This window comes from Nonomuraea sp. AD125B (assembly GCF_041402765.1).
Taxonomy (GTDB): Bacteria; Actinomycetota; Actinomycetes; order Streptosporangiales; family Streptosporangiaceae; genus Nonomuraea; species Nonomuraea bangladeshensis.
The window spans coordinates 794,906-818,976 of sequence record NZ_JBGLOU010000001.1 but is presented as its reverse complement, the minus strand read 5'-3'; the positions used below and the strand labels follow the sequence as shown (position 1 = coordinate 818,976).

The window sequence follows — 24,071 nt, the reverse complement described above, 5'->3', positions numbered from 1 at the left end:
GGGCACCGCCCCGCGCCCGGGACCCGGACGCTCGTCAGCCGATCACGCCGCCGAGCCGCCCCTCCAGCATGAGCAGCAACTCCCCCAGCAGCCCGGCCAGCTCACGCTCCCGCCCGGGAGCCAGCCCCGCCAGCAACGCGTTCTCGTACGCCAGCTGCTCGGGCACCAGCTCCAGCACGAACGCCCGACCGCGTTCGGTGAGCGACAGATGCGCCACCCGGCGATCCCGCTCGTCCACCCGCCGGGCCACCAGCCCGATCTGCTCCAGTCGCCGCACCCGCTTGGTCACCGCCGCCCCCGAGGCGAACGTCTCCCGCGCCAGCCGCCCCGGCGTCAGCTCGCCGCCGACCCGCAGCAACGCGCACAGCAGGTCGTACTCGGCGCGGTTGACCCCCGCCCGGCCCAGCGGCGCGTCCGTCGCCTGCTGCAGCAAAGCCGTACACCGGTTGAGCCGGCCGATCACGGCGATCGCGTCGAGGTCGGCATCGGGAAGGACCTGCCGCCACTGACGCAGCGCCACCGCCACGGCGTCCTCCACCGGCCCGCCCTTCCTCTCGACCCCCGCCGGCTCGGCCCCGGCGACGGACTGATCGTACGCGCCCGCCGTCACGGATGCCGCACGGCGGTCAGCTCGGCCAGGCGGCGGTGACCCGCCCGCTCGGCCGCCACGATCCGCTCCTCCGGCAACGCCGCCCCGCGCCACTCCCCCGCCGCCAGGTCGGCCGCCTCCCGCAGCCCCACCAGCGCCGCGCGCAGCCGGTCGGCCGCCGGACGAGGCTCGGCCACCAGCCGCTCCAGCCGTTCCAGACCGTCGTGGACCCGCCCGGCCGCCCGCCGGTCGCGCAGCACCACGCACGCCACCAGCCCGGCCACCGCACCCAGACACGTGTCCAGCCACCGGTCGGCGACCAGCACCGGCACCGGCTGCGCCCCCGCGAACTGCGTCATCAGGATCGCCGTCGGCGTCACGAACACGCTCCCCAGCCAGTAGTTCCGCGTCATCGCCCGCTCCGTCACGAACTGCAGCGCCAGCACCGTCACCAGCAGCGCCACCGCCCCCAGCCGCGTCACCGGCGCCAGCAACGTGAACAGCGCCACCCCGAGCAGGTTGCCCACCACCCGCTGCACCGCCCGGCTCCACGACATGGCCGTGTTGGCCGCGAACACCGACGCCGCCGTCACCACCGCCCAGTACGGCCGCCCGACCCCGAACGCCATCGACGCCCACCCGGCCACCGCCGAGCCGGCGAACACCATCACCACGACCCGCCACCGGCCCGCGACGTCCCGCGCCAGCCGCCGCAGCCCACGCCCGGCGCGCTCCTCGGCGGCGATCCCGGCCAGCTCCGCCCGCTCGGCCGCCGCAGTGCCCCGGTCACCGGCCGGCGGCACGGGCACCGGCCGCCCCTTGCGCAGCTCACGCGCCCAGCCGCGCAGCGCCTCCGCCCCGACGCCGCCGCTCACGCCCGACTCCGCCCGCACCAGCAGCCGGCGCAGCTCCTCACGGCCCGCGCCCGCGCGCAGCAGCGTCTGCCAGGCGGCGTTCACCGCCGCGGCGGCCGCGTGCCGAGCCTCGTGGAGGGCATCCGCCCCGTCCTGCCGGACGCGGAGCAGGCGCGCGGTCGCCTCCAGGGCGCGGGCCACCGCCACCCGCTCCGGCCCGTCCGGCCGGACCAGCGACGGCGCCATCCCCACCGCCCAGGCCACGGCCCCGCCCAGCACTCCAATCCCCAGGTGCAGCGGCACGTCGGCGAGCCGCTGCGGCACGAACGCCGCGCTCGCCGTCAGAAAGGTGAGCACCACGTTGCCCGGCGGGCCGATGCGGGTGGCGTCGCACACCGCCTTGTGCAGCCCGGCCAGTACCGCCGCCACCGCGACCCGTACGGCCACGGCGTCGGTGAGCGCGGCGGTCACCAGCGCGATCCCCGTGCCGGCCAGCATCCCGGCCACGACCCACGCCAGCGCCCCGGCCCGCGCCCGGTAGGGCAGCGCGTGACCGTAGAGGGCGCACATGGCGCCGGTGGCGCCGTACAGGACCAGGTCCAGCCGCCCCGCCGCCACCAGTGGCCCCAGCACCACGAGCAGCGCGACGACCGAGCTGAACGCGGGCTTGTGCCAGACGTCGCCGAGCGGTCTCAGCCGCAACGCGGACAGGACGGGCAGGCGGACGGCGAAGGCAGAAGAACGCATCCGATAAGTTTAGCAAATGTTTCACTAGTAAAATAACGATGGCCGAAGCGGACAGGACGTGACCGCCATTCCCGGCACAATGACCCCATGCCGAAGACGTCCGCGCGCCTGCTCTCCCTGCTCACCCTGCTCCAGACCCGCCGCGACTGGCCGGGAGCGCTGCTCGCCGAACGCCTCGACGTCAGCCCCCGCACCGTCCGCCGCGACGTCGACCGCCTGCGCGAACTCGGCTACCCCATCACCGCCGCCAAAGGACCCGAGGGCGGCTACCGCCTCACCCCCGGCACCGACCTGCCCCCGCTCCTCTTCGACGACGACCAGGCCGTGGCCCTCGCCATCGCCCTCCACCACGCCACCGCCACCGGCGCCGACATCGCCGAAGGCGCCGCCCGCGCGCTCACCACCGTCCGGCAGGTCATGCCCGCCCGCCTGCGCCACCGCATCGACGCCCTCCACGTCACCGCCGTCGAACCCCCCACCGCCCGGCCACGCGCGCGCACCGACAGCGCCCTCCTCATGACCGTCAGCGCGGCCGTCCACGCCCGCGAGATCCTGCGCTTCGACTACGCCCCCAGCGGCGAGGACGACGGCCCGCCGCGCCGCGTCGAACCCCACCACCTCCTCACCTGGCGGGGGCGCTGGTACCTCCTCGCCTGGGACCTCGACCGCAACGACTGGCGCACCTTCCGCGCCGACCGCATCACCCCGAAGGTCCCGACCGGCCCCCGCTTCACCCCGCGCGAACCGCCCGCGGGCGACGTCGCCACCTTCATCGCCGCCCGCTTCCGCGGCTCCGACCCCGCGACCGGGACCGCGGACTGGCCCTGCCAGGGCGAGGTCATCCTCCACCTGTCCGCCGCCGACGTGGCCCCCTATCTCCACGACGGCATCGTCGAGGAGCTCGGGCCGGGCCGCTGCCGGCTCGTCCTCGGCTCCTGGTCGTGGCACGGCCTGGCCGCCGGGCTCGGCAGGTTCGACGCCGACATCGAGGTCGTCGGCCCGCCGGAGCTCAGGAACGCCTTCGAGCGCCTGGCCCGCCGCTACGCCAGGGCCGCCACGGGCTGACTCGTTGCTGTTGTTTTGCCGGGTGCCGATGGAGGGGCTGTCCGAACCCGACGCCTTTACAATGTAGATTCCGAGACCAGCCTCTGGAGCCGCCTCGCCTCCTGGACCAGCCGCGACGAGCCCTTGCGTGCCGCGATCGCCGCCACCTCCGGCAGGTCCGCGCGCACCCGCCCGATCCTCGCCGCCCGCGCCCCCGCCGCGAGCAGGTCCGCCAGCCCGGCACGCGGCCGTTCGCCCTCCTCGGGCAGCAGCCCGGGAAGCAGCCGCACCACCACCTCCCACACCACCTCGTGCGCGCCCGCCTGCGTCGCGTCGTCGAGCACGGCGACCACCCGGTTCAGCTTGACGTACTCGCTCTTGACCAGCTTCGTGACCACCTCGGCCAGCTCGGCGGCCGGGACCTCGCCGCGCGCGGCCAGCGTGAGCAGCGCGTCACCCGCCGCCGCCCGCCCGGCCGCCTGGGTCTGCCCCATGCCGCAGGCCAGCGCGTACGCCATGCCCGTGCCGAGCGGCCCGTCGCCGTGGACGAGATCCACCAGCACGCGCGCGTCGCCGTCGCTGGCATCGGTGCCTGCGGCCAGCGGGGATACCAGGTGGGCGGCCACCACGTCGCGGTGCGAGGGCATGACCAGCGGCCACCATTCCATCGTCCACGAGTGGGCCGCCCGGATCTCCAGCAGCCCTCGCACGCGCTCCGGCGCTCCGTCGGCGTTGATGGTGGTCGGCAGCCAGGACCAGGGATCCCGCCTGACCGTCACCTCGGGATCACCCAGGCGCTCCCCCCGCATCCAGGCGGCGCACGCCCGCCCCGCCTCGGACGTCAGTCGCCCGGCGCGGGCGACGTCGGCGGCGGCGATCTCACGGGGCAGGCGGAGCAGGGCCTGGGTCAGGTCGGCGGGCAGGGCCTCCACCCCTTCAGCCTCCAGGCGCTCCAGCCGGTCCAGCAGCACGCCGGGCGCAAGGTGACCGGTGACCGCCGTGGGAGTCGCCAGGACGACCGGGTAGCGGCCGCCGTCCGCGTAGTGACCGGTCAGCTCCGCGCACCGGCGCGCCGGCGGCTCGTCGAGCACGGCCAGGGACCTCGTCCACTGCCTGGGCCGCCAGGGCAGCGATCTGGTCACCGCCGGGGCGGCGAAGGCCAGGAACGTCCGCCGCAGCGCGTAGCCGACGCGCTCGTCGAGCTCGTCCGGCCAGTGGCCGAAGAAGCTCGCGTCGAGCGGCTCGGTCCAGGGACGCAGCGCCGTCCGCAGCCCCTCCGGGTCGCGTTCCGACCAGGTGGCGAGCCCGGCCAGCAGCACCTCGAACGTGTGCGGATCCTCGTCGGCGCGGAAGGCGTCGAGGCCGCGCGCCAGCTCCTCCGGCGACCCGTACGGCGCCGGCAGCCGCCGCCCGTCCCCCGCCGCCGCCAGCGGCACCGCCTCCAGCTCGTCGGCCTCGATGGCGCCTCCGTATCCTGCGGCGACCTTCTCCCGCAGCTCGGCGGGCAGGCCCGCGGCGGCGGCGCGGACCGCCTCCCGCTCCTCGGGATCGGCGTGCGGGGCCAGCCGCACCGCGAGCCGCACGGCCCGCTCCTGCAGCGCCAGGGTGTCCTGGGCGAACAGCATCGCCATCGCCCGCAGCACCGTGCCCGTCCGGCCGCCGTCGCGCGGCACCGCGTCGCCCGCCCAGGCGATCGCGCCCCGCAGCAGCTTCTTCTCCGGCCGGAACACCAGCGCCTCCAGCGCCTCGGTGAACGACTCCTCGCTCAGCCGCCCGGCCTCCTCCAGCCGCCGGAGCTGCGCCAGCGCCAGGTCCGCCACCGCGACCGGCCCGGCGGGCAGCAGCGCCACGTAGTCCTCGGCGTGCCCGGTGATCTCGTCGAGATCGGGGTCGAGCCGGTCGTGCAGGCCCGCCAGCGGCGACAGCGCGGCCGGGCCGTCGCGCAGCAGCCGCCGGACCAGCCCGTCGAGCACGACCGTGCGCTCCAGCAGCCCGGCCTCGACCAGGCGGACGACGTTGTCGGCCACCTCCCACAGCGGCAGCGTGGCGAGCCCGTCGATCTCGAACAGACCCGGCCCGTACGCGGCGAGCAGCGGATCGCCCGCCGCCCGGTCCGCCTCCAGCGTGCGCAGCCAGCCGGTCTTGAAGGCGTCGGCGTCCTGCGGCGGCTCGACGCCCGTCTCGCGGACGAGCTCGGCCGCCACCCGCCACGGCCATCCGTCCGTGAGCCGCAACCGCCGGGCCAGGCGCACGGCCAGGTCGGCGCGCCAGTCGGCCGGCCGGGCGCGCAGCACCTCCAGCACGCGCGGGACGTTCCGCTCACTCAGGTCGCGGAAGTCGCGCCGCAGCAGCCACGACGCCACCGCCGACGCCCCGCCGATCGTGCCGGCGCCCGTCAGCAGCAGCGGCGACAGCTCCTGGCGGTGTTCCCACGGGGAGATCCCGGCCGCGCGCCGGTGGGCGAGGTGCCTGGCCGGCTCCTCGGCCACCGACCGGCGCTCGGCCGGGGTCAGCTCGCCGACGCGGCGCATCATGCCATGCACGTCGCCGGCCTGTGCGAGCTTCAGCAGGTCGTCCCAGGCGCTCACGCGGGGACCTCCGATCCATGACGGCTGATCATGGTCGGGGACGTTAGCGGGAGCCTCCGACAGTTCCCCGCCGCCGGTGATCCCCCCGGCGGCCGCTCAGCCGCCGACCTGCTCCAGGAGCCTGAACCGGTCGACCTTGCCCGTCTGGTTGCGCGGCAGCGACGCCACGAAAACGACCTCGCGCGGCACCTTGTACGCGGCCAGCTCGGCCTTCACCGCCTTGCGCAGGTCGTCGGCCGACGGCGGCGCGTCCCGGTCGGGCACCACGTACGCGGCCAGCCGCTGCCCGTACTCCTCGTCCGGCACCCCCAGCACCGCCACGTCGGTCACGCCCGGCCGCCCGGCCAGCAGGTCCTCGACCTCCTGCGGGAACACGTTCTCGCCGCCGGAGACGATCATGTCGTCGTCGCGGCCGTCGATGAACAGCAGCCCGTCCGGGCCCCGGTGGCCGAGGTCGCCGGTGGGCAGCAGGCCGTCGGCCGCGCCGGTGAAGGTCAGCCCCCCGGACACCAGCACCCGGCCCACCTCGCCGGGCGGCTGCTCGGCGCCGTCCGGGCCCGCCACGTGGACGGTCGCGCCGCGCGGCGGCCGGCCCACGGTGCCGGGCGCGGCGCGCAGCTCGGCGGGCGTGGCCAGCGCCGCCCAGCCGGCCTCCGTGGAGCCGTACAGGTTGTAGAGGACCTCGCCGTAGGCGTCCATGAACCCGGCGGCCAGGCCGGGAGGGAGCGCCGAGCCGCCCGAGACCACCACCCGCAGGTCCGGCAGGCGGCGCGGCGGGAGGGCCAGCAGCCGCCGCAGCATGACCGGCACGGCCACCAGCGCCGCGGCCCGCTCGACGGCCAGCGCGTCCAGCACGGCGCCGGCGTCGAACCCGCGCAGCAGCACGACCGGGCAGCCGAGCACCAGAGCCGCGCCGTACCAGAGCAGGCCGAGGCCGTGGAACAGCGGCGGCGCGATGAGCATCGGCTCGCCGCCGCGCAGCGGCACCGTGGTCAGCATCGACACGAACGGCTCGGTCAGCTCGGCCAGCGACAGCCGGCGCGGAGCGCCCTTGGGCGTGCCCGTCGTGCCGGACGTCAGCAGCACCAGCCGCCCCGGCCGGCGTGGCGGCTCGGCGGCGGAGCCGGCCGCCAGGCCCGCGGCGGCGAGCGCGTCGAGGTCGCCCACGCGCGGCCCGTCGAACTCCACCGCCGGCAGGTCCGGCGCGGCGATCAGCACGTCCACGCCCTCCCGCGTCAGCACCTCGTGCAGCCGCGGCCCGGCGAGCCCGGTGTTGAGCAGCAGCAGATCCGCGCCCAGCCGCGACACCGCCGCGATCGCCAGCGGGAAGCCCCGGTCGTTGGGCCACATGACGGCGACCGTGCGCCCCGGCCCCACCGCGTGCCGCCGCCGCAGCTCGGCGGCCAGCCCGGCGGCCCGCACGTCCAGCTCGCCGAACGTCAGCGAGCCCGCCTCGTCCACCACGGCGGTGCGGTCCGGCCAGCGCGCCGCCGCGATCGCCACCCCGGCCGCCGGGGTGACGCCGAAATGCCGGTACGCCTCCACCACGCGGGCCAGCGCGGCGGGCGGCACCGGCCCCAGCAGCCCGTTGCGGGTCAGCGTGATCGCCGCCTCCACCCCGAAACCGCCCAGCTCGACCAGCCTTGCGAACATCCGCGCACCGACGCCTTTCGCTCGAACGGGGATCGACGGAGAGCGTACGTGTACCCCGGCACGCCGGTCAGGAACCCGCCACCTCCAGCGCGATGCGGACGGTGGTGCCCCCGGGCCCGGTGAGGAAGACCACCTCGTCGGCCAGGCGGCGCATCAGCCAGATGCCGCGCCCGCCCGGGGCGGACGCGGCCGGCAGCGACTCGCGTTTCAGCACCTCGACCGGGATGCCGTCCCCGTCGTCGGCGACCTCGCAGACCAGCCTGCCGCCCCCCGGGCCGTCCTCGCGCCGCAGGCGCAGCCGGCCCCGCCCGCCGCCGTGCTCGATCGCGTTGACCAGGCACTCGTTGACCGCCGACAGGAAGTCGCCCAGCCGCTCCCCCGTCACTCCCTGAGCGCGGGCGCAGGCCAGGACCGCGCGGCGGGTGCGTACCAGGCAGCTCTCGTCGAAATCCACCTTCAGCAGGCCCATGTCCTCACTGTCGGCGACTTCCGGCGTTCCGAACAGTGCTCAAGGTCACAACGACCGGAGTGTGGCCTTTACAAAGTAGATCAGGAAGACAAGCCGAACCGCCCGGCGAACGCCGCCAGCTCCTCCCGCCGCTCCTCGGGGTCGGGCGAGGCCGGGCTGACGACGATCCGCGTCACCCCCTGAGCGGCCAGCGTCTCGACGTCGTCCTCCGTCATGTCGAGAGCTCCCCAGCGGGTGTACTCCAGCGCGCCGGGGTCCCGTCCCGCCTCGGCGGCCGTGGCCCTCACCAGGTCCCACTGCCCGGCCCGCTCCCGCGCGTCGAGCCGCCCGCCGGGGAACCAGCCGTCGCCGCGCAGCCCGGCCCGGCGCGCGGCGGCCCGGCTGGACCCGCCGACGTGCACCGGCAGGCCCGCGCCGCCCAGCGGCTTGGGGAAGCTGCACAGGTCGTCGAAGGCGTAGAACTCCCCCTGATGACCGGCGCCCTCCTCGCCCCCCGCCCACAGCAGCCGCAGCACGTCGATGGCCTCGTCGGCGCGCCGGCCCCGGGTCGCGAAGTCCACCCCGACCGCCCGCGCCTCGCCCGGCAGCGCGCCGACCCCGACGGTGAGCAGCCTCATCCGCCCGCCGGACAGCACGTCCACGGTGGCCAGCCGCTTGGCGAGCGGCACCGGATGGTGGTACGGGATCAGCAGCACGGCGGTGCCGAGCAGGATGCGCCGGGTCGCCCCGGCGACGAAGGCCAGGCAGTCGAGCGGGTCCAGGTACGGCAGCGCCGGCGGCAGCTCGAAGGGCCCGACCCGGGCGCCCGGGTACAGGACCACGTGCTCCGGCACGTACAGGGACTCGAACCCGCACTCCTCGGCCTGCCGGGCGAACGCCACGAGTTGTTCCGGGTCGGTGCCGAAATGGGCGGTGTTGTAGCTGATTCCGAATTTCACCGTCGCAGGCTAGAACCTTGACACCGGCGTCAGGGCAAGCCCGAAAGTTTCACGATCGCTTGCCGCCCTGGCGGGGTCGCGGTTTTAATACGCCGAGAACCCCGCCCCGCGCCCCATGAAACGTTTTGCCCTTTCGGGAAAGCGCTTACCCGACGAGAGGACCCGTGATGCGGTTACGAAAGGCCGCCCTCGCCCTGGCGACGGCACTGGCCACGGCGGCGACCGGCGCCGCCGTGACGACCGGTGGCCCCGCCCAGGCCGCCCCGCCGACCAAGCAGATGGAGGACCTGGACCGCGGGCTGATCAGCGTACGCTCCGGCTCCGGCAACCTCGTCTCCTGGCGGCTGCTCGGCACCGACCCCGACGGCGTCTCCTTCAACCTCTACCGCGGCTCCACCAGGATCGTCTCCGGCCTGACCGCCTCCACCAACTACCTCGACAACGGCGCAGCCGCAGACGCCTCCTACACGGTCCGGGCCGTGGTCGGCGGGGCCGAGCAGGCCGCCTCCCCCGCCTCGCTGCGCTTCACCGGCGGCGCCTACCTCGACGTGCCCATCCAGCCCCCGTCCGGCGGCACCACCCCCGACGGCGTCTCCTACACCTACAGCGCCAACGACGCGAGCGTGGGCGACGTGGACGGCGACGGCCAGTACGAGATCATCCTGAAGTGGGACCCGTCCAACGCCAAGGACAACTCCCAGTCCGGCTACACCGGCAACGTCTTCGTGGACGCCTACCGGCTCAACGGCACCCGCCTGTGGCGGATCGACCTCGGCCGCAACATCCGCGCCGGCGCGCACTACACGCAGTTCCAGGTCTACGACTACGACGGCGACGGCCGGGCCGAGGTCGCCATGAAGACCGCCGACGGCACCAGGGACGGCACCGGCGCCGTCATCGGCAACTCCGGCGCCGACCACCGCAACTCCAGCGGCTACGTGCTGTCCGGCCCCGAGTACCTGACCATGTTCAACGGCCTGACCGGGGCCGCCATGTCCACGGTGAACTACGACCCGCCGCGCGGCACCGTCTCCTCCTGGGGCGACAGCTACGGCAACCGGGTGGACCGGTTCCTGGCCGGGACGGCGTACCTGGACGGCGAGCGGCCGAGCCTGATCATGGCCCGCGGCTACTACACCCGCAGCGTCATCGCCGCCTGGGACTTCCGCAACGGCACGCTCACCAAGCGGTGGACGTTCGACAGCAACTCGGCCGGCTCGCAGTACGCCGGCCAGGGCAGTCACAGCCTGTCCGTCGGCGACGTGGACGCCGACGGCCGCGACGAGATCGTCTACGGCGCGATGGCCGTCAACGACAACGGCACCGGCATGTGGTCCACCCGCACCGGCCACGGCGACGCCCAGCATCTCGGCGACTTCGACCCGGCCCGCGCCGGCCTGGAGTACTTCAAGGTCAGCGAGGGCACCAGCCAGCCCGGCTCGCTCTACATCGACCCCCGGGGCGGCCAGGTGCTGTGGCAGACGGCGTCCGGCTCCGACAACGGGCGGGGCGTGGCCGGGGACATCTCGACCGTGCGGGTCGCCTCGGAGTTCTGGTCCGCCGCGGACGGGAACCTGCGCAGCGTCACCGGCAACACCGCAGGCCGCAAGCCGTCCTCGATCAACTTCCTCGTCTGGTGGGACGACGACCCGGTGCGGGAGCTGCTCGACCAGACGCGCATCGACAAGTACGGCACGGACGGCGACACCCGCCTCCTGACCGCCTCGGGCGTCCACTCCAACAACGGCACCAAGGCGACGCCGTCGCTGTCGGCCGACCTGCTCGGCGACTGGCGTGAGGAGGTCGTCTGGCCCACCTCCGACAACCGGGCCCTGCGGATCTACTCCACCACGATCCCGACCGACCGCCGCCTCTACACGCTCATGCACGACCCCCTCTACCGGGTCTCGGTCGCCTGGCAGAACACCGCCTACAACCAGCCGCCGCACACGAGCTTCTTCCTCGGCGACCGCATGCCCACGCCGCCCCGCCCGGACATCTACGTCCGCTGACCGTCCTGCTGACGGTTGTGGTCCGGCCGCCCGGCGTGATTCCTCACGCCGCGGCGGCCGGATCACGTCCGGTGGCGATCAGTTCCAGTTCTTCCACTGCTTGCTGCCGGGCCACCAGTACTTGTCCTGACCGGCGGTCTGGCCGCTGCCGGTCTGGCTGGTGCCGTACTGGCCGCTGCCGGACAGGGTGTTGCCGGACTGGACGTTGTCGTACAGGTTGCCGTCGTACTTGTTGTACTCGTCGTACTCGTCGTACTCGGGCTTGACCTGCTCGACCGACTTGTACGGGTCGACCTTCTTGTAGTCGTCGTGCTTGAAGTCGTGCTTGAAGTCGTGCTTGAAGTCACGCCTGAAGTCGTGGCGCCGGTGCTGGCGACGCAGGTTGATGTTGTCGTTGATGTTGTCGACGATGACGTCGACCCGCGGGAGACGCATGCGCGGGCTGCGCAGCACCGGCTTCTCCCTCGTGACGTATCTCGTCTGCGTCACGTGCTTCACCGCCGGCTTCGGCGGGGCGCCCCCGGCCTCGACGGTGGGGACGATGGTGCTCGCGCAGGCCACACCGAGGCCCACGGGCAGGATCATGATGCTGGCGGCCGCACCGGTCAGAGCCAGTGCCGCGAAGCGCCCGCGGCGCGGCGCCCACGTTTGCCGAGTCTTCATATTCACGTGCTCTCGTTTCCGTTCATGGTGATGTCTACCGAAAATCCGGCACTCGCACTTCGGCGTGCGCTCAGACGCAAGCAGACGTACCCATGCGGATGTTCTCTTTTATCCCTCCAAACTCAAAGGACCCATCAAAACCCCCAGAACTCACCTGTAACAGGACGCGCCGTTCGTCTCGGTCTATTCGATGATCTCGTTGACCAGCCTGGACCAGAACGCCGTCAGTTCGCCGCCTCTGTAGCGGGTGTGGCGGATGCGTTCATGGCCGCCGTCCCGGTCGGTGCGGTAGACGGCCACCTCGGTGTAGGGGACGCCGTCGTCGTCGAAGCCGGTGTAGAGGTGGGCCCAGTCCCCGGGCCGCGGCGTCCAGTCCGGGAACGCGAGCCGGGCGGCGTGGTCACGCAGCGCGCTCAGCCACTTGTCCTCCCCCGATGTGGCCATACTTCACCGTGCCAGGACAGGGGCAAAGAGTGGGGCAAATGGCACAAAACCGGCACTAGGCGCCGCGGCGGCGGGCGCGGTAGGCGGTGGCCTTGGCGCGGTTCTGGCAGGACAGGCCGCAGAAGCGGCGGGAGGCGTTCCTGGTGACGTCGAAGAAGACCAGCTCGCAGCCCTCGGCCTCGCAGCTGCGCAGCCGGACGCCCTGACCGACGCCGATGACCATGGCGAGGGCCGTGGCGGCGTTCGCGGCCCAGGCGTCGGCGAGGGTCGCGTCCGGGGCGTGGAAGGCCAGGACCGGCGGGTCGCCGTACAGGCTGGGGACCGCGCGGTGGCGGATCAGGACGCCGTTGAGCGCGGCCACCGCGTCCGGGGCGCCGCCGAGGATCGGGCGCAGCTCGGCGGCGATCGCGGCCAGGCGGGCGGCGTCCTCGTCGCCGAGACGTACCGGTCCGGCCGCTCCGGGCGACGGGCTCCAGCCCGCGCGGGCGAGCGCCGCCTCCAGGGCCGGCCCGGGGTCGGACGGGGGCTCGACGTCGCGGCCGCGTACGCGGGTCACGGCCAGCTCGTTCACCAGCAGGACGGCCAGCTCCGCCCATCGCCCGACATAACTGTCTATTTGGGATTGACCAGTGATGCGCCACGCGTCTATCGTCACTGGCATAGCTTATCTAGACAGTGAGGAATTGGCATGGACGAGATGGCCCGGCTGGCCCGCCGCATGTGGCATCAGCTCGAACCCCTGCACGCCGTGCTGTACTTCTCCCCCGAGGCGTTCGAGGAGGCCGCCGCCCTCGGCTACGACGTCGAGTCGCGCTGGCCGAGCTACTTCGCCTACCGCACCGCCCCGCTCGGCCGGGTCGGCACGCGGCTGGCCACGGCGGCCTGCTACAGCTTCAGCCCGGCGACGGTGGCCGAGCACGTGCCCGCCGTGTGGTCGGTCGCCGCACCTGAGCGGGTGCTGGAGGCGCGGCTGACGGCGGTCGACCGGACGTACCGGAGCCTGCTCGGCGACCTGCTCGCCGGGCCGGAGCTGCGGGAGGCCGCCGAGCTGGCCCGGCGGGCGGCCGAGGGCGCGGGCGTGGAGGGCCGGGCGCTCACCGCCGCGAACCTGGACCTGCCGTGGGCCGACGAGCCGCACCTGGTGCTGTGGCAGGCGGCGACCGTGCTGCGCGAGCACCGCGGCGACGGTCACCTGGCCGCGTTGCTGGCGGCGGAGCTGGACGGATGCGAGGCGCTGGTGTCGTTCGCGGCGATCGGGGCCGCGCCGGTGGAGACGTTCGCCGGGCGCGGCTGGAGCGCCGAGGAGTGGGACGCGGCCCGCGAGCGGCTGGCCGCCCGCGGCCTGGTGGACGCCGGCGGCCAGGCCACCGAACGCGGGCGCGCGCTGCGCGACCGGGTCGAGCGGATGACCGACGAGCTGGCCGCCGGGCCGTGGCGGCTGCTCGGGCAGGAGCGCGCCGACCGGCTCGCCCGGCTCGGCGGGCCGCTGCTGGGCCCGGTCTTCGAGGCGGGCCTGCTGCCGATGACCAGCACGCTCGGCATCGCCACCGTCAAGGCCCCGGACTGACGAGCGCGGCCCGGACCGATCGACGAGACTTGGTCCCGGCCCCCGACGAAAGGGGTGGGTGACGGCTTAACGGGGACAGACGGGGCTGAACGCGGACGAGGAGGGGCGGGATGGGCAGAGGCGCGATCGCGTTGGCGCTGGCGGCGCTGCTGGCCGCGTCGCCGGTCGCGGGCTGCTCCGCCGCGCCCCAGCCCGCCCCCGCGCGGCAGGCCCAGCGGAGCCCGGCGAGCCCGCAGCCCGATCAGAGCCCTTCCGTCCAGCCCACGGAGGACCGGGGACGGGCGAGCGGGTGCTCGGCCGCGCCGCGACTCAAGGCGGGCCGCCACACGATGACGCACGACGGCCTGCGCCGGACCTTCCTGCTGGCCGTCCCCAAGGGCAAGGGCCCGCATCCCGTCCTGCTGGACCTGCACGGGCTCGGCTCCGACGCCGCGCAGGAGAGCTTCTACAGCCGCCTGGCCGTGGAGGGCCCGCGCCGCGGCTACGTCGTGGCCACCCCGCAGGCCGCCGACGGCCGCATGGGCTGGACACTGCCCGGCACCCCGGGGCCGGACGACGCCGGGTTCCTCGCCGCCCTGCTCGACCGGCTGGAGAGCGGCCTGTGCGTGGACCGGGGGCGGGCGTTCGCGGCCGGCATGTCGTACGGCGCCGCCATGTCCGCCGCCCTGATCTGCGCCCTGGACGGCCGTCTGGCGGGCGTCGGGGCGGTGGGCGGGCTCAGCGTCGCCCGGCCGTGCGACCGGCCGTTCCCCACGACGCTGCTCGCCTTCCACGGCACGGCCGACCGGGCGGTCCCCTACCGGGGCGGGCATCCGTTCCCCGACGCCACGGGCGCCCTGCGCGCCCTCGCCGACCTCGTGGTCCTTCCGCCTGTGGAGCGGGCCGCTGACGACTGGGCGCGGGCGTTCGGCTGCTCCGGCCGCGCGACCACCCGCCCCGCCACCGGCGTACGGCTGCGGACCTGGGGATCGTGCCCCGAGGGCGCCGCCGTGCGCCTCTACACCCTCGACGGCGGCGGGCACACCTGGCCGGGCTCCGCCGAGGTGCCCCGCCTCGGCGCCACCGCCCGCACCCTGGACGCCACGGCGCTCATCCTCGACGCGTTCGACCGGACCCCGGCCCGCTGATCGGCTACCCGGCGCAGCCGCCGCTCCAGCGACTACCCTTGTCGCTCATGACTCAGGTTGGACAGGCGACGGCCCGCGCCCTGCTGCGCCGGCTCGCCGTCGAGCAGGCCGAATGCAAAGTTCCCTCGCTGACGGCGGCGATCGTCCGCGACGGGCGGACGGCGTGGTTCGGCGGGCGCGGCCGGGTGGGCGACGGGCCGCCCACCGCCGCCACGCAGTACCGGCTCGGCTCGATCACCAAGTCGATGGTGGCCGTGGTGGTGATGCGGCTGCGCGACGAGGGCGCGCTTCAGCTCAACGACCGTCTGGACGCCCACCTGCCTGACGCGCCGCACGGCCATTTCACCATCGCCCAGTTGCTCTCGCACACCTCCGGGCTGACCGCCGAGCCGCCCACCGCCTGGTGGGAGCGCACCCCCGGCGTCCCCGTCGACGACCTGTTCAAGCGCCTGGGCCCGGGTGAGGCCAAGCACCGGCCCGGCCGCCGCTTCCACTACTCGAACGTCGGGTTCGCGCTGCTCGGCGAGCTGGTGGCGCGGCTGCGCGGCGGCACCTGGTGGGACGCCGTACGCGAGGAGGTGCTGACGCCGCTCGGCATGGACGGCACCACGCCCCGCCCCCGGGCCCCGCACGCCACCGGCTACGCCGTGCACCCCTGGGCGGACGTGGTGCTGCCCGAGCCGGAGCACGACGCCGACGCCATGGGCCCGGCCGGGCAGCTCTGGTCCACGCCGCACGACCTGGCGCGATGGGCGGCGTTCCTGTGCGGCGACACGGGCGGGGTGCTGTGCCCCGGCACGCTCGCCGAGATGCGCGAGCCCATCGGCGTGGACGACGGCGACGCCTGGACCTCCGGGTTCGGCCTCGGCCTGCAGCTCGCCCGGTCCGGCGGGCGGCGCCTTTCCGGCCACTCCGGCTCGATGCCGGGCTTCCTCGCCACCGTGTGGGCCGACCCGGCCGAGGGCGTGGGGGTGCTGTTCATGGCCAACACCACCTCCGGGCTCAGCGGGCGGCTGCTCACGGACCTGCTCGACATCCTCGACGAGCACGAGCCGCGCCTGCCCGACGAGTGGCGTCCGGTCGAGGCCGACCCCGCCCTGCTGGGGCTGACGGGGCTGTGGCACTGGGGGCCGAAGCCGTACGCGCTGCGGCTGCTGCCCGAGCGGGGCCTGGCGCTGGAGCCGCTGAACGGGGGCGGGCGGGCGTCGCGGTTCGTGCCGCAGGACGACGGGACGTGGCTGGGGCTCGACGGCTACTACGCGGGCGAGACGTTGCGGGTCTCCCCCGACCATCTCGACCTCAACACGTTCATCTTCACGCGGGAGCCGTACGACCCGGCCGCGCCGGTCCCGGGCGGCGTCGCCGACTGGCACGCCTGACCGCTCCCCCGGCTTCCGGGCCGCGCGGCGGTGGCAGCATGGTCGTGTGCGCGTGGGGATCCTGGGGCCGATCGAGGTCGAGTCGGCCGCCGTCGGCGGCGCCCGGCTGCGCCTGCTGGTCGCCCGGCTGGCGCTGGCGGCCGGGCGGGCCGTCACGGCGGAGGAGCTGGCCGGGTGCCTGTGGCCGGACGACCCGCCCGCCGACCCTGGCAACGCGCTGCAGTCGCTGGTCTCCCGCCTGCGGCGGGCGCTGCCCCGCGCCGGGGCGCTGGTGTCGGTGCCCGGCGGCTACCGGCTGGACGCCGGGACCGACGCCGAGGCGTTCGACCGGCTCACCGCCGAGGCCCGCCGGCAGGCCGATCCGGCCGTACGTGAGCGGCTGCTGACCGAGGCGCTGGCGCTGTGGCGGGGGCCGGCACTGGGCGAGCTGGCCGCGCTGCCGTTCGCGGCCGGGCACGCCGCACGGCTGGAGGAGGCGCGGCTGGCGGCCGTCGAGGACCGCGCGGAGGCACGCCTGGCCCTGCCCGCCACCCCCGAAGCCGACGTCGTGGGTGAGCTGGGGGAGCTGGCCGCTCGCCATCCCCTGCGGGAGCGGCTGCACGCGCTGCGGGTCCGGGCCCTGCACGCCGCCGGGCGGCGGTCCGAGGCCCTGGCCGCGTACGAGGAGTGCCGCCGCGCCCTGGCCGCCGAGCTCGGGACCGGGCCCGGGGCCGAGCTGCGCGAGGCCCACCTGGAGGTGCTGCGGGCCGAGCCGCCCCGCCCCCGGCGGACGAACCTGCGCGCCCCGCTGACCAGCTTCGTCGGCCGCGACGCCGAGCTCGCGCGGCTCCACGACCAGCTCCGCGCGGGGCGGCTGGTCACGCTGGTCGGGCCGGGCGGCGCGGGCAAGACCCGGCTGGCGACCACGGCAGCCGCCGCCCTGGTGGCCGAGCACACCGCGACGTGGCTGGTGGAGCTGGCCGCCGTCACCGACCCGGCCGACGTGCCGCGGGCCGTGCTGTCCGTGCTCGGCGACCAGGCGAGCCGCCATCCCGGTGTGAGCGGCACGGTCGAGTCCCTGGCCGAGGCGCTGTCGCCGGGCCGCGTCCTGCTGGTGCTGGACAACTGCGAGCACGTGGTCGAAGCCGCCGCCCGGCTGGCGGAGGAGCTGCTCGGCCGCTGCCCCCGCCTCCGGGTGCTGGCCACCAGCCGCGAGCCGCTGGGCATCCTGGGCGAGACCCTCAGTCCCGTGCCGCCGCTGCCGCCCGAGCCCGCCGTGCGGCTGCTCGCCGACCGCGCCGCGGCCATCGACCCCGCCCTCGTCCTCGACCCGGGCGTCGCCGCCGAGATCTGCCGCCGGCTGGACGGGCTGCCGCTCGCCATCGAGCTGGCCGCGGCCCGGCTGCGTGCCCTGACCCCGCGCGAGCTCGCCGACCGGCTCGGCGACCGGTTCCTGCTGCTGACCGGCGGCAGCCGTACGGCGCTGCCGCGGCACCGGACGCTGCGGGCCGTCGTCGCCTGGAGCTGGGACCTGCTCGACGACGACGAGCGGGTCCTCGCCGAACGGCTCGCCGTCTTCGCGGGCGGCTTCGACCTGGCCGCCGCCGAGGGCGCCGGCGGCAGCCTCGACGTGCTCGCCGCCCTGGTCGACAAGTCCCTCGTGCAGGCCGCAGGCGACGGCCGCTACCGCATGCTGGAGACGATCAGGGAGTACGGGCTCGAACGGCTGGCCGACGCCGGTCTCCTGGCCGAGGCCCGCGCCCGCCACGCCGCCCATTACCGCGACCTGGCCGAGCGGGCCGAGCCGCACCTGCGCGGCCCCGACCAGCTCGCCTGGATCGCGCGGCTGCTGGCCGACCACGACAACATCCTGACCGCGCTGCACCACGCGGCCGACACCGGCGACGCCGACACGGCGCTGCGGCTGGCGGCGGCGATGGGCACGTTCTGGGTCATCCGCGGCTTCAACGCCGATTCCGTCGGCTGGCTCGAACGCGCGCTCGCCCTGCCCGGCTCCGCCCCCCGGCAGGCCCGCCTCATCGCCTCCGCCGTCTGCCTGATCAACGGCGCGCTGGCCGGCGGGCACATCCGGGCGGAGTCCGCGCTGCGCGAGCTGCGCCGTACGGCCGAGGAGGCGGAGCCGGAGCCGGAGCATCCGGTGCTGGCGATGCTGCAGCCGGCGCTGGCGCTGTTCACCGACGACTCGGCGTTCGGCATGGAGGTGATCGGGCGGCGTCTGTCCCACCCGGACCCCTGGACGCGCGGCATGCTGTACGTCGCGCGGGCCGCGCTGAAGGAGAACGACGGCGACATGGCCGGCTCGCGGGAGGACCTGCTGGCGGCGTGCGCGCACCTGCGGGTGGCCGGCGAGCGGTGGGGCCTGTCGATGGCGCTGACCGTGCTGGCGGAGGCGCACGCGGTGTTCGGCGAGTTCGACGCGGCGCTGGCGGCCATGGCGGAGGCCATGACGCTGCTGCGCGAGCTCGATCCGGAGGCGGGCCTGCTGCACCAGCAGGGCTGGCGGGCACAGATCCGGGTGAGGCAGGGCGATGTCGAGCGGGCCCGCGCGGAGTTCCGCGCGATGCTGGAGCCGGACGGCGTCGAGCCGTCGGAGCACGATCTCGCCTTCGCCCACCTGGGGCTGGGTGACCTGGCCCGGATGGAGGGCGAGCTCGGGGCCGCGGGGCGGTCGTACGAGCGGGCGGCGGCGCTGCTGGAGGAGTCCGCCTCGGTCGCGCCGCAGCTGCGGGCGCTGGTCCTGATCGGGCAGGTCCATCTGGCGGTGGCGCGCGGCGCGCTGGAGGAGGCGGCCGGGCGCGTGGCCGAGGCGGTCGAGCTGACGTTGCTGGTGCGGGACATGCCGGTGCTGGCGCGGGCCGCGGTCGCCGTCGCCGAGCTGCGGGAGGCGCAGGGCGCGCCGGAGCGGGCGGCGACGCTGACCGGGGCGGCCGAACGGCTGCGGGGCGCGCCCGACGCGGCGCTTCCCGACGTGGCCCGCCTGACGTCCCGGCTGCGCGCCCGGCTGGGCGCGGCGCGCTACGCCGCCGCCCACGCCCGCGGCCGTGCCCTGCCCCCCGCCGAGGCCGTGTCGCTGGTCCGCGCGGCCACGGCGGACCCGCCCGACAGCGGCTGCACCGGCCCGTGAGGCGCGGCGCGCCGGCGGCGCGGCCGGTCAGGCGCCGGGCACCGGTGGGTGCGGCCGGTCAGGCGCGGCGGCGGTAGGCGGCGACGGCGAGCGGGGCGAGCACCGCCAGCATCACCACGCCCGACACCAGCGTCCACACCACGCCGGTGGCGACGGGCCCGCCCAGCATCAGCCCGCGTGCGGCCTCCATGGCGTGGTTGACCGGGTTGACCGAGACCCAGGCCCGCAGCCATCCCGGCAGCGTCTCCTTGGGGGTGACCATGCTGGTGCCGAACGTCAGCGGGAACAGCACGATGAACGCCGTCCCCTGCACCCCGCCAGGCTCCCGCATCAGCATCCCGACCAGCACGAACGCCCAGCTCACGCAGAACGCCAGGAACACCGCGAGCAGGCACGCCGCCAGCACGGGCACGATCCCCGTGTGCGCGCGGAAGCCCAGCGCGTAGCCGAAGCCGAGCAGCACCGCCTCCGCGAGCACGTACCGGATCAGGTCGCCCAGCACCGAGCCGATGAGCGGCGCCGAGCGGCCGATCGGCAGGCTGCGGAACCGGTCGAAGACCCCCTTCTTGATGTCGGTGTTGAGGTTGACGCCGGTCGCCATCCCGCCGAACAGCACGGTCTGCACCATGATCGCCGGAAGCAGGAACTGCAGGTACTCGCCGGTCGAGCCGGCGACCGCGCCGCCGAGCAGGAACACGTAGACGACGACGAACACGACCGGCTGCAGGGTGACGTCGATCAGTTGCTCGGGGGTGCGCAGGGTCTTGCGGACGCTCCGCCCGGCCAGGGCGAGGCTGTGCCGGGCGAGCCGGAACGGGCGCCGCCCCTCCTCGCCGTGGGCGGCGGCCCGCGAGGGGGCCGCGGTCTCGGTGGTGGTCATGCGGCGCTCTCCTGTCCGGTGCGGTGGCCGGTGAGAGTGAAGAAGACCTCGTCCAGGCTGGGGAGGCGGAGCGACAGCTCGGTGACGGCGAGGCCTGCCGCGTCCAGGCGGCGGACGATCTCGGTGAACGCGGCGGCGTCGTCCACCGGCACGGTCGTCACGTCGCGGCCGGCCGGCTCGGCGGGACGGCCAGCGACCGCCGCGGCGATGGCCGCCGCCTCGGCCAGGCGGGCCGGGTCGGCGGGGCGCACCAGCACGGTCTGGCCGCCGACGACGCGCTTGAGCTCGGCGGCGGTGCCGTGCGCGATCACCCGGCCGTGGTCGACGACCGAGATGGCGTCGGCCAGGGCGTCGGCCTCCTCCAGGTACTGGGTGGTGAGCAGGACGGTGACGCCGTCGGCGACGAGGCGGCGGACGATCGCCCACACGTCCTCGCGCTTGGCCGGGTCGAGGCCGGTGGTCGGCTCGTCCAGGAAGATCACCTCGGGCCGGCCGACGAGGCTGGCGGCCAGGTCGAGGCGGCGCCGCATGCCTCCCGAGTAGGTCGCGGCGCGCCGGTCGGCGGCCTCGGCCAGGCCGAAGTCCGCCAGCAGGCGGGCGGCGCGGGCCTTGGCCTCGCCGGAGCGCAGGTCGAGCAGGCGGCCGATGAGGACGAGGTTCTCCGTGCCGGTAAGGTCCTCGTCGACGGAGGCGTACTGGCCGGTCAGGCCGATGAGGCGGCGGACGCGGGCGGGGTGGCGCACGACGTCCACGCCGGCGACGGCCGCGCGGCCCGCGTCGGGGCGCAGGAGCGTGGCCAGGACGCGTACGGCGGTGGTCTTGCCGGCCCCGTTGGGGCCGAGGACCCCGAGGACGGTGCCGGGCGGGGCGGACAAGGAGATGCCGTTCAGGGCGGTGGTCTCGCCGAAGCGTTTGACCAGGCCCTCGGCTTCGAAGGCGTACATGGGGCCCATCGTGGGGGGCGGCCCTGCCGTTTCCCGCACAGAACGCTGTCAGCCCCCGCGCACCGCCTGACAGCCGCCTCAGCCGGTGAGCGCGCGGGCCAGGTCGGCGGCCGGGCCCGGCGGCAGCGTGCCGTGCAGGAGCTCGACGCGGTGGACGAGGCGCGGCGCGGACACCGGCACCCCCACCGCGCCCGCCACCGCACCGCCCAGGACAGTGGCGGACAGGGCGGAGGCGGACAGGGCGGAGGCGGGCAGCAGGGTCAGGCCGTGCCCGGCGGCCACGAGGGCGATCAGGGTGCGCACGTCGTCGCCCCGATGCTCAAGGCCCACGGGGAAGCCGTCGCCGACGAGGGCGCGCAGCCGGGACAGCGGGCAGAGCGGCGTCCGCAGCCAGCGCGCGTCCGCCAGGTCGGCCAGCCGCAGCGCCGCCCGCCGGGCCAGGGGATGGCCGGCGGGCAGGGCCACGACCACGTCCTCCTCGCCGACGCCCGCGATCGTCATCGGCCCGGCGTCGGGCGGCCGCAGCGGGTCGCTGGGCGCGGCGAGGCCGTCGACCAGCCCGAGGTCCGCCTCCCCCTCGGCCACCAGCGCGGCGACCCGCTCGCGCCCGCACGTCACCACGGTCACCTCCAGCCGGGGCCGTGCGGCGCGGGCCCGCGCCAGCCGGTCGGCGAGGGCGGCGCTGAAGCCGAGCGGGGTGACGGCCAGGGCGATCCGGTCGCGGGGCGCGGCGGCGCTCCGCAGCACGTCGGCGCGGGCCGCGCGTAGCCGCAGCAGCAGCGGCTCGGCGTGCTCCAGCAGCCGCCTGCCGGCCGGGGTCGGCTCCACGGGACGCCGGCTCAGCAGCGGCAGGCCGAGGTCGGCCTCCAGCGCGGCGATCTGCTGGGAGATCGCCGACTGCGTGTAGCCCAGCTCGGCGGCGGCGGCCGAGAAGGAGCCGCGCCGGGCCACGGTCACGAACGTCGTCAGCAGATGAGGGTCCATCAGCACCCCTTATAGCAGGGGCAGGACCGATCGCCGGCGCTTCACCCGGCCGCAGTGGCCCTGAGCAGGTCCCGCAACAGGCCGAAGTCGACGTTCTCCGGCTTGCGGAACCGCAGGCAGCCCTTGCCCATGTCCTGTCCGGCCAGCCGCTCCTCGAACGCCTCGCGGACGTCGGCGCGCATGAGGTAGAAGGAGATGTACTGCTTCTGGCTGGCGAACGCGATCTCGCAGGAGCCGTCGCGCCCGTACGCCGGCATCCCGTACGCCATGACCTCCTCGAAGCCCGCCAGCTCCTCCCGGCACAACTGCCGCAGCCGGGTCAGCACCTCCCTGCGTTCCGCGGGGACCTCGGTCAGGTAGCCGTCGACGTCGCCGGCCTTGCTCTGCGCCATTTCGCCAGGCTATTCCATCAGCAACCCTTATGGCAGGTGCAGGAATCATCGTTGGCGCTTCACCGGTAGCGGCCGTCACGATGGTGGCATGAGAATCGCCCTCGTCGGGGACCGCTCCCCCAGCGTCCGCTCGCACACCCGCGTCCCCTGGGTCATGGAGGCGCTGCGGGAGCGCGACGGCATCGCCCTCGACCCCTACTGGATCCCCACCACGGACGTCGCCGCCGGGCTGGACGGCTTCGACGGCGTGTGGCTGCTGCCCGGCAGCCCGTACCGGGACGAGGCGGGCGCGGTCGAGGCCGTGCGCGTGGCCAGGGAGGGCGGCCTGCCGTTCCTCGGCACCTGCGCGGGCTTCCAGCACATGCTCCTGGAGTACGCACGCCACGTGTGCGGCCTGGACGTGGCGCACGCCGAGAACGACCCGGCCGGCCGCGACTTCCTGCTCACGCCGCTGGCCTGCTCGCTGGCCGGTCACGAGAGCCTGGTCCGGCTCACGCCCGGCACCCTCGTCGCCAGGATCGTGGCCGCGCCGGAGACGCTGGAGTCCTACGTCTGCTCGTACGGGCTCAACGAGTCCTACCGGGACGCCCTGACCGCGGGCGGGCTGGTCTTCTCCGGCCACGCCGCCGACGACGGTGCTGACGACGGGGCCGCCCGCGTCGCCGAGCTGCCCGGCCATCCGTTCTTCCTGGCGACGCTGTTCCAGCCGGAGCTGGCCGAGCGGGACGGCCGGCCGCATCCGGTGATCTCCGCGTTCGCCGCCGCCGTGGCCCGGCACGGCGCGGGGAGGCGGGCCGTCAGGCCGGTCGCCTGATGCTCTCGATGATCCTGGCGAAGCCCTCCTTCCCGTGACCGGCGTCGACCTGGCGCTGCACGAGCTTCTGGACCATGGCGACGACCTCGGTGCTGACGCCCTGCTCGGCGCTGGCGGCCACGAGATGACTGAGGTCGGAGAACTCCAGGCTCTGCTGCCCCGGCACGGTGTAGTCGCCGCCGTCGATCACCGCGGCGAACCCTTCGAAGCCGCCGGTCATGGCGGTCAGCCACGGGGCGGCCATGGCGGCGAACTCCCTCGCCGTCACGCCGGCCGGGGCGACCATGGCGGCGCCGTGCATGAACCCGGCGAACATGACGTACATGCCGGAGAGGAGCGCGAGGTCGTACAGGGAGGCGAGGCCGGCGTCCGCGCCGAAGTAGGTGCTGCTCCCCCACAGGTCGAGCAGGTGCTTGTGCTCGTGGAAGGCGTCCGCCGACCCGCTGTAGAGGACCGACGACCCCGGCCGGCCGATCATCGGCGGCACGGCCATGATGCCGCCGTCGAGGTAGGCGACCCCGGCGCGCTTCGCCCAGGCCGCCATCTCCCGTGACTGGGCCGGTGTCGTGGTGGTGACGTTGACCAGGGTCCGGCCGGCCAGCTCGCCCGCGAGCGGTTCGAGCACCTCGCGGACCGAGGCGTCGTCCAGCAGGCAGACGATCACCAGCTGGCCGGCCCGCACCGCGTCACCGGCCGTGGCGGCGGCCCGCGCGCCCTGCGCGACCAGGCGGTCCGCCTTGCCCGGCGACCGGTTCCACACCGTCACCGGATGCCCGGCCGCCACCAGGGCGGCCGCGAGCGCGCCGCCCATCTCTCCCAGGCCGAGAACGCTCACTTGAATGTCGTGGTTCGTCATGGC

At 75.2% G+C, this 24,071-nt stretch carries 21 protein-coding genes; 7 read left to right on the top strand and 14 right to left on the bottom strand.

Going from position 1 to position 24,071, the window contains the following annotated elements:
* Window positions 1-34: 34 nt before the first annotated feature.
* Both ACBR40_RS03765 and ACBR40_RS03760 read right to left on the bottom strand, forming a co-directional pair.
* Window positions 35-610, bottom strand: coding sequence for a MarR family winged helix-turn-helix transcriptional regulator (locus tag ACBR40_RS03765; protein ID WP_371247386.1), 576 nt, complete (start codon window positions 608-610; stop codon window positions 35-37).
* The gene (locus ACBR40_RS03760) at window positions 607-2,190 is read right to left on the bottom strand and encodes an FUSC family protein (RefSeq protein WP_371247385.1); all 1,584 of its coding nucleotides are present in this window, start codon (window positions 2,188-2,190) and stop codon (window positions 607-609) included. Before ACBR40_RS03760 ends, ACBR40_RS03765 begins: the two co-directional genes overlap by 4 nt.
* An 87-nt stretch (window positions 2,191-2,277) precedes the next feature.
* Between ACBR40_RS03760 and ACBR40_RS03755 the strand changes: the two genes are divergently transcribed.
* Window positions 2,278-3,255: a helix-turn-helix transcriptional regulator gene (locus tag ACBR40_RS03755; protein WP_371247384.1), complete on the top strand. Its 978-nt coding sequence runs from the start codon at window positions 2,278-2,280 to the stop codon at window positions 3,253-3,255.
* Between the two features lie 56 nt (window positions 3,256-3,311).
* Here ACBR40_RS03755 and ACBR40_RS03750 read toward each other — a convergent pair whose 3' ends face one another.
* The 4 genes from ACBR40_RS03750 to ACBR40_RS03735 form a co-directional block, all read right to left on the bottom strand.
* Complete coding sequence (locus ACBR40_RS03750; protein ID WP_371247383.1) at window positions 3,312-5,822, bottom strand: DUF6493 family protein; 2,511 nt, start codon at window positions 5,820-5,822, stop codon at window positions 3,312-3,314.
* 96 nt (window positions 5,823-5,918) lie between these two features.
* On the bottom strand, window positions 5,919-7,475 hold the full coding sequence (locus ACBR40_RS03745) for an AMP-binding protein (RefSeq protein ID WP_371247382.1): 1,557 nt from the start codon (window positions 7,473-7,475) through the stop codon (window positions 5,919-5,921).
* 67 nt (window positions 7,476-7,542) lie between these two features.
* On the bottom strand, window positions 7,543-7,944 hold the full coding sequence (locus ACBR40_RS03740; RefSeq protein ID WP_371247381.1) for an ATP-binding protein: 402 nt from the start codon (window positions 7,942-7,944) through the stop codon (window positions 7,543-7,545).
* 80 nt (window positions 7,945-8,024) lie between these two features.
* Complete coding sequence (locus ACBR40_RS03735) at window positions 8,025-8,882, bottom strand: TIGR03619 family F420-dependent LLM class oxidoreductase (protein ID WP_371247380.1); 858 nt, start codon at window positions 8,880-8,882, stop codon at window positions 8,025-8,027.
* Window positions 8,883-9,049: 167 nt separating this feature from the next.
* On the opposite strand from ACBR40_RS03735, the gene ACBR40_RS03730 reads away from it, so the two are divergent.
* A complete protein-coding gene (locus ACBR40_RS03730; protein WP_371247379.1) occupies window positions 9,050-10,894 on the top strand; it encodes a rhamnogalacturonan lyase in 1,845 nt (614 codons plus the stop codon).
* Window positions 10,895-10,972: 78 nt separating this feature from the next.
* Here the strand turns inward: ACBR40_RS03730 and ACBR40_RS03725 are convergent, their stop codons facing one another.
* From ACBR40_RS03725 to ACBR40_RS03715, 3 genes are all read right to left on the bottom strand, one after another.
* Window positions 10,973-11,557: a hypothetical protein gene (locus tag ACBR40_RS03725; protein WP_344216263.1), complete on the bottom strand. Its 585-nt coding sequence runs from the start codon at window positions 11,555-11,557 to the stop codon at window positions 10,973-10,975.
* Window positions 11,558-11,740: 183 nt separating this feature from the next.
* Window positions 11,741-12,001, bottom strand: a complete 261-nt coding sequence (locus tag ACBR40_RS03720) for a hypothetical protein (protein WP_371247378.1) — start codon at window positions 11,999-12,001, stop codon at window positions 11,741-11,743.
* A 55-nt stretch (window positions 12,002-12,056) separates the two neighbouring features.
* Window positions 12,057-12,656 carry a CGNR zinc finger domain-containing protein gene (locus ACBR40_RS03715; protein WP_371247377.1) on the bottom strand — a complete coding sequence of 200 codons (600 nt, stop codon included), beginning with the start codon at window positions 12,654-12,656 and terminating at the stop codon, window positions 12,057-12,059.
* A gap of 33 nt (window positions 12,657-12,689) precedes the next feature.
* Between ACBR40_RS03715 and ACBR40_RS03710 the strand changes: the two genes are divergently transcribed.
* The 4 genes from ACBR40_RS03710 (at window position 12,690) to ACBR40_RS03695 (ending at window position 19,198) form a co-directional block, all read left to right on the top strand.
* A complete protein-coding gene (locus ACBR40_RS03710) occupies window positions 12,690-13,568 on the top strand; it encodes a hypothetical protein (protein ID WP_344216269.1) in 879 nt (292 codons plus the stop codon).
* 110 nt (window positions 13,569-13,678) lie between these two features.
* On the top strand, window positions 13,679-14,695 hold the full coding sequence (locus ACBR40_RS03705; protein WP_371247376.1) for a PHB depolymerase family esterase: 1,017 nt from the start codon (window positions 13,679-13,681) through the stop codon (window positions 14,693-14,695).
* Between the two features lie 47 nt (window positions 14,696-14,742).
* Entirely contained in the window at window positions 14,743-16,074 is a 1,332-nt protein-coding gene (locus ACBR40_RS03700) for a serine hydrolase domain-containing protein (RefSeq protein ID WP_371247375.1), read from the top strand.
* 46 nt (window positions 16,075-16,120) lie between these two features.
* Window positions 16,121-19,198, top strand: coding sequence for a BTAD domain-containing putative transcriptional regulator (locus tag ACBR40_RS03695; protein ID WP_371247374.1), 3,078 nt, complete (start codon window positions 16,121-16,123; stop codon window positions 19,196-19,198).
* Between the two features lie 58 nt (window positions 19,199-19,256).
* On the opposite strand, the gene ACBR40_RS03690 is transcribed toward ACBR40_RS03695, so the two are convergent.
* The 4 genes from ACBR40_RS03690 to ACBR40_RS03675 all read right to left on the bottom strand — a co-directional run bounded on the left by ACBR40_RS03690 (window position 19,257) and on the right by ACBR40_RS03675 (window position 22,398).
* The gene (locus tag ACBR40_RS03690; RefSeq protein WP_371247373.1) at window positions 19,257-20,078 is read right to left on the bottom strand and encodes an ABC transporter permease; all 822 of its coding nucleotides are present in this window, start codon (window positions 20,076-20,078) and stop codon (window positions 19,257-19,259) included.
* Window positions 20,075-21,022 (bottom strand): ATP-binding cassette domain-containing protein, encoded by a 948-nt coding sequence (locus tag ACBR40_RS03685; RefSeq protein WP_344216279.1) that lies wholly within the window; start codon window positions 21,020-21,022, stop codon window positions 20,075-20,077. Before ACBR40_RS03685 ends, ACBR40_RS03690 begins: the two co-directional genes overlap by 4 nt.
* 78 nt (window positions 21,023-21,100) lie before the next feature.
* Window positions 21,101-22,006, bottom strand: coding sequence for a LysR family transcriptional regulator (locus tag ACBR40_RS03680; protein WP_371247372.1), 906 nt, complete (start codon window positions 22,004-22,006; stop codon window positions 21,101-21,103).
* Window positions 22,007-22,047: 41 nt separating this feature from the next.
* Window positions 22,048-22,398: an iron chaperone gene (locus tag ACBR40_RS03675; protein ID WP_371247371.1), complete on the bottom strand. Its 351-nt coding sequence runs from the start codon at window positions 22,396-22,398 to the stop codon at window positions 22,048-22,050.
* 88 nt (window positions 22,399-22,486) lie between these two features.
* Between ACBR40_RS03675 and ACBR40_RS03670 the strand changes: the two genes are divergently transcribed.
* Window positions 22,487-23,212, top strand: coding sequence for a hypothetical protein (locus ACBR40_RS03670; RefSeq protein ID WP_371247370.1), 726 nt, complete (start codon window positions 22,487-22,489; stop codon window positions 23,210-23,212).
* On the opposite strand, the gene ACBR40_RS03665 is transcribed toward ACBR40_RS03670, so the two are convergent.
* Entirely contained in the window at window positions 23,196-24,068 is an 873-nt protein-coding gene (locus ACBR40_RS03665; RefSeq protein WP_371247369.1) for an NAD(P)-dependent oxidoreductase, read from the bottom strand. The genes ACBR40_RS03670 and ACBR40_RS03665 overlap by 17 nt on opposite strands.
* Window positions 24,069-24,071: the final 3 nt, after the last annotated feature.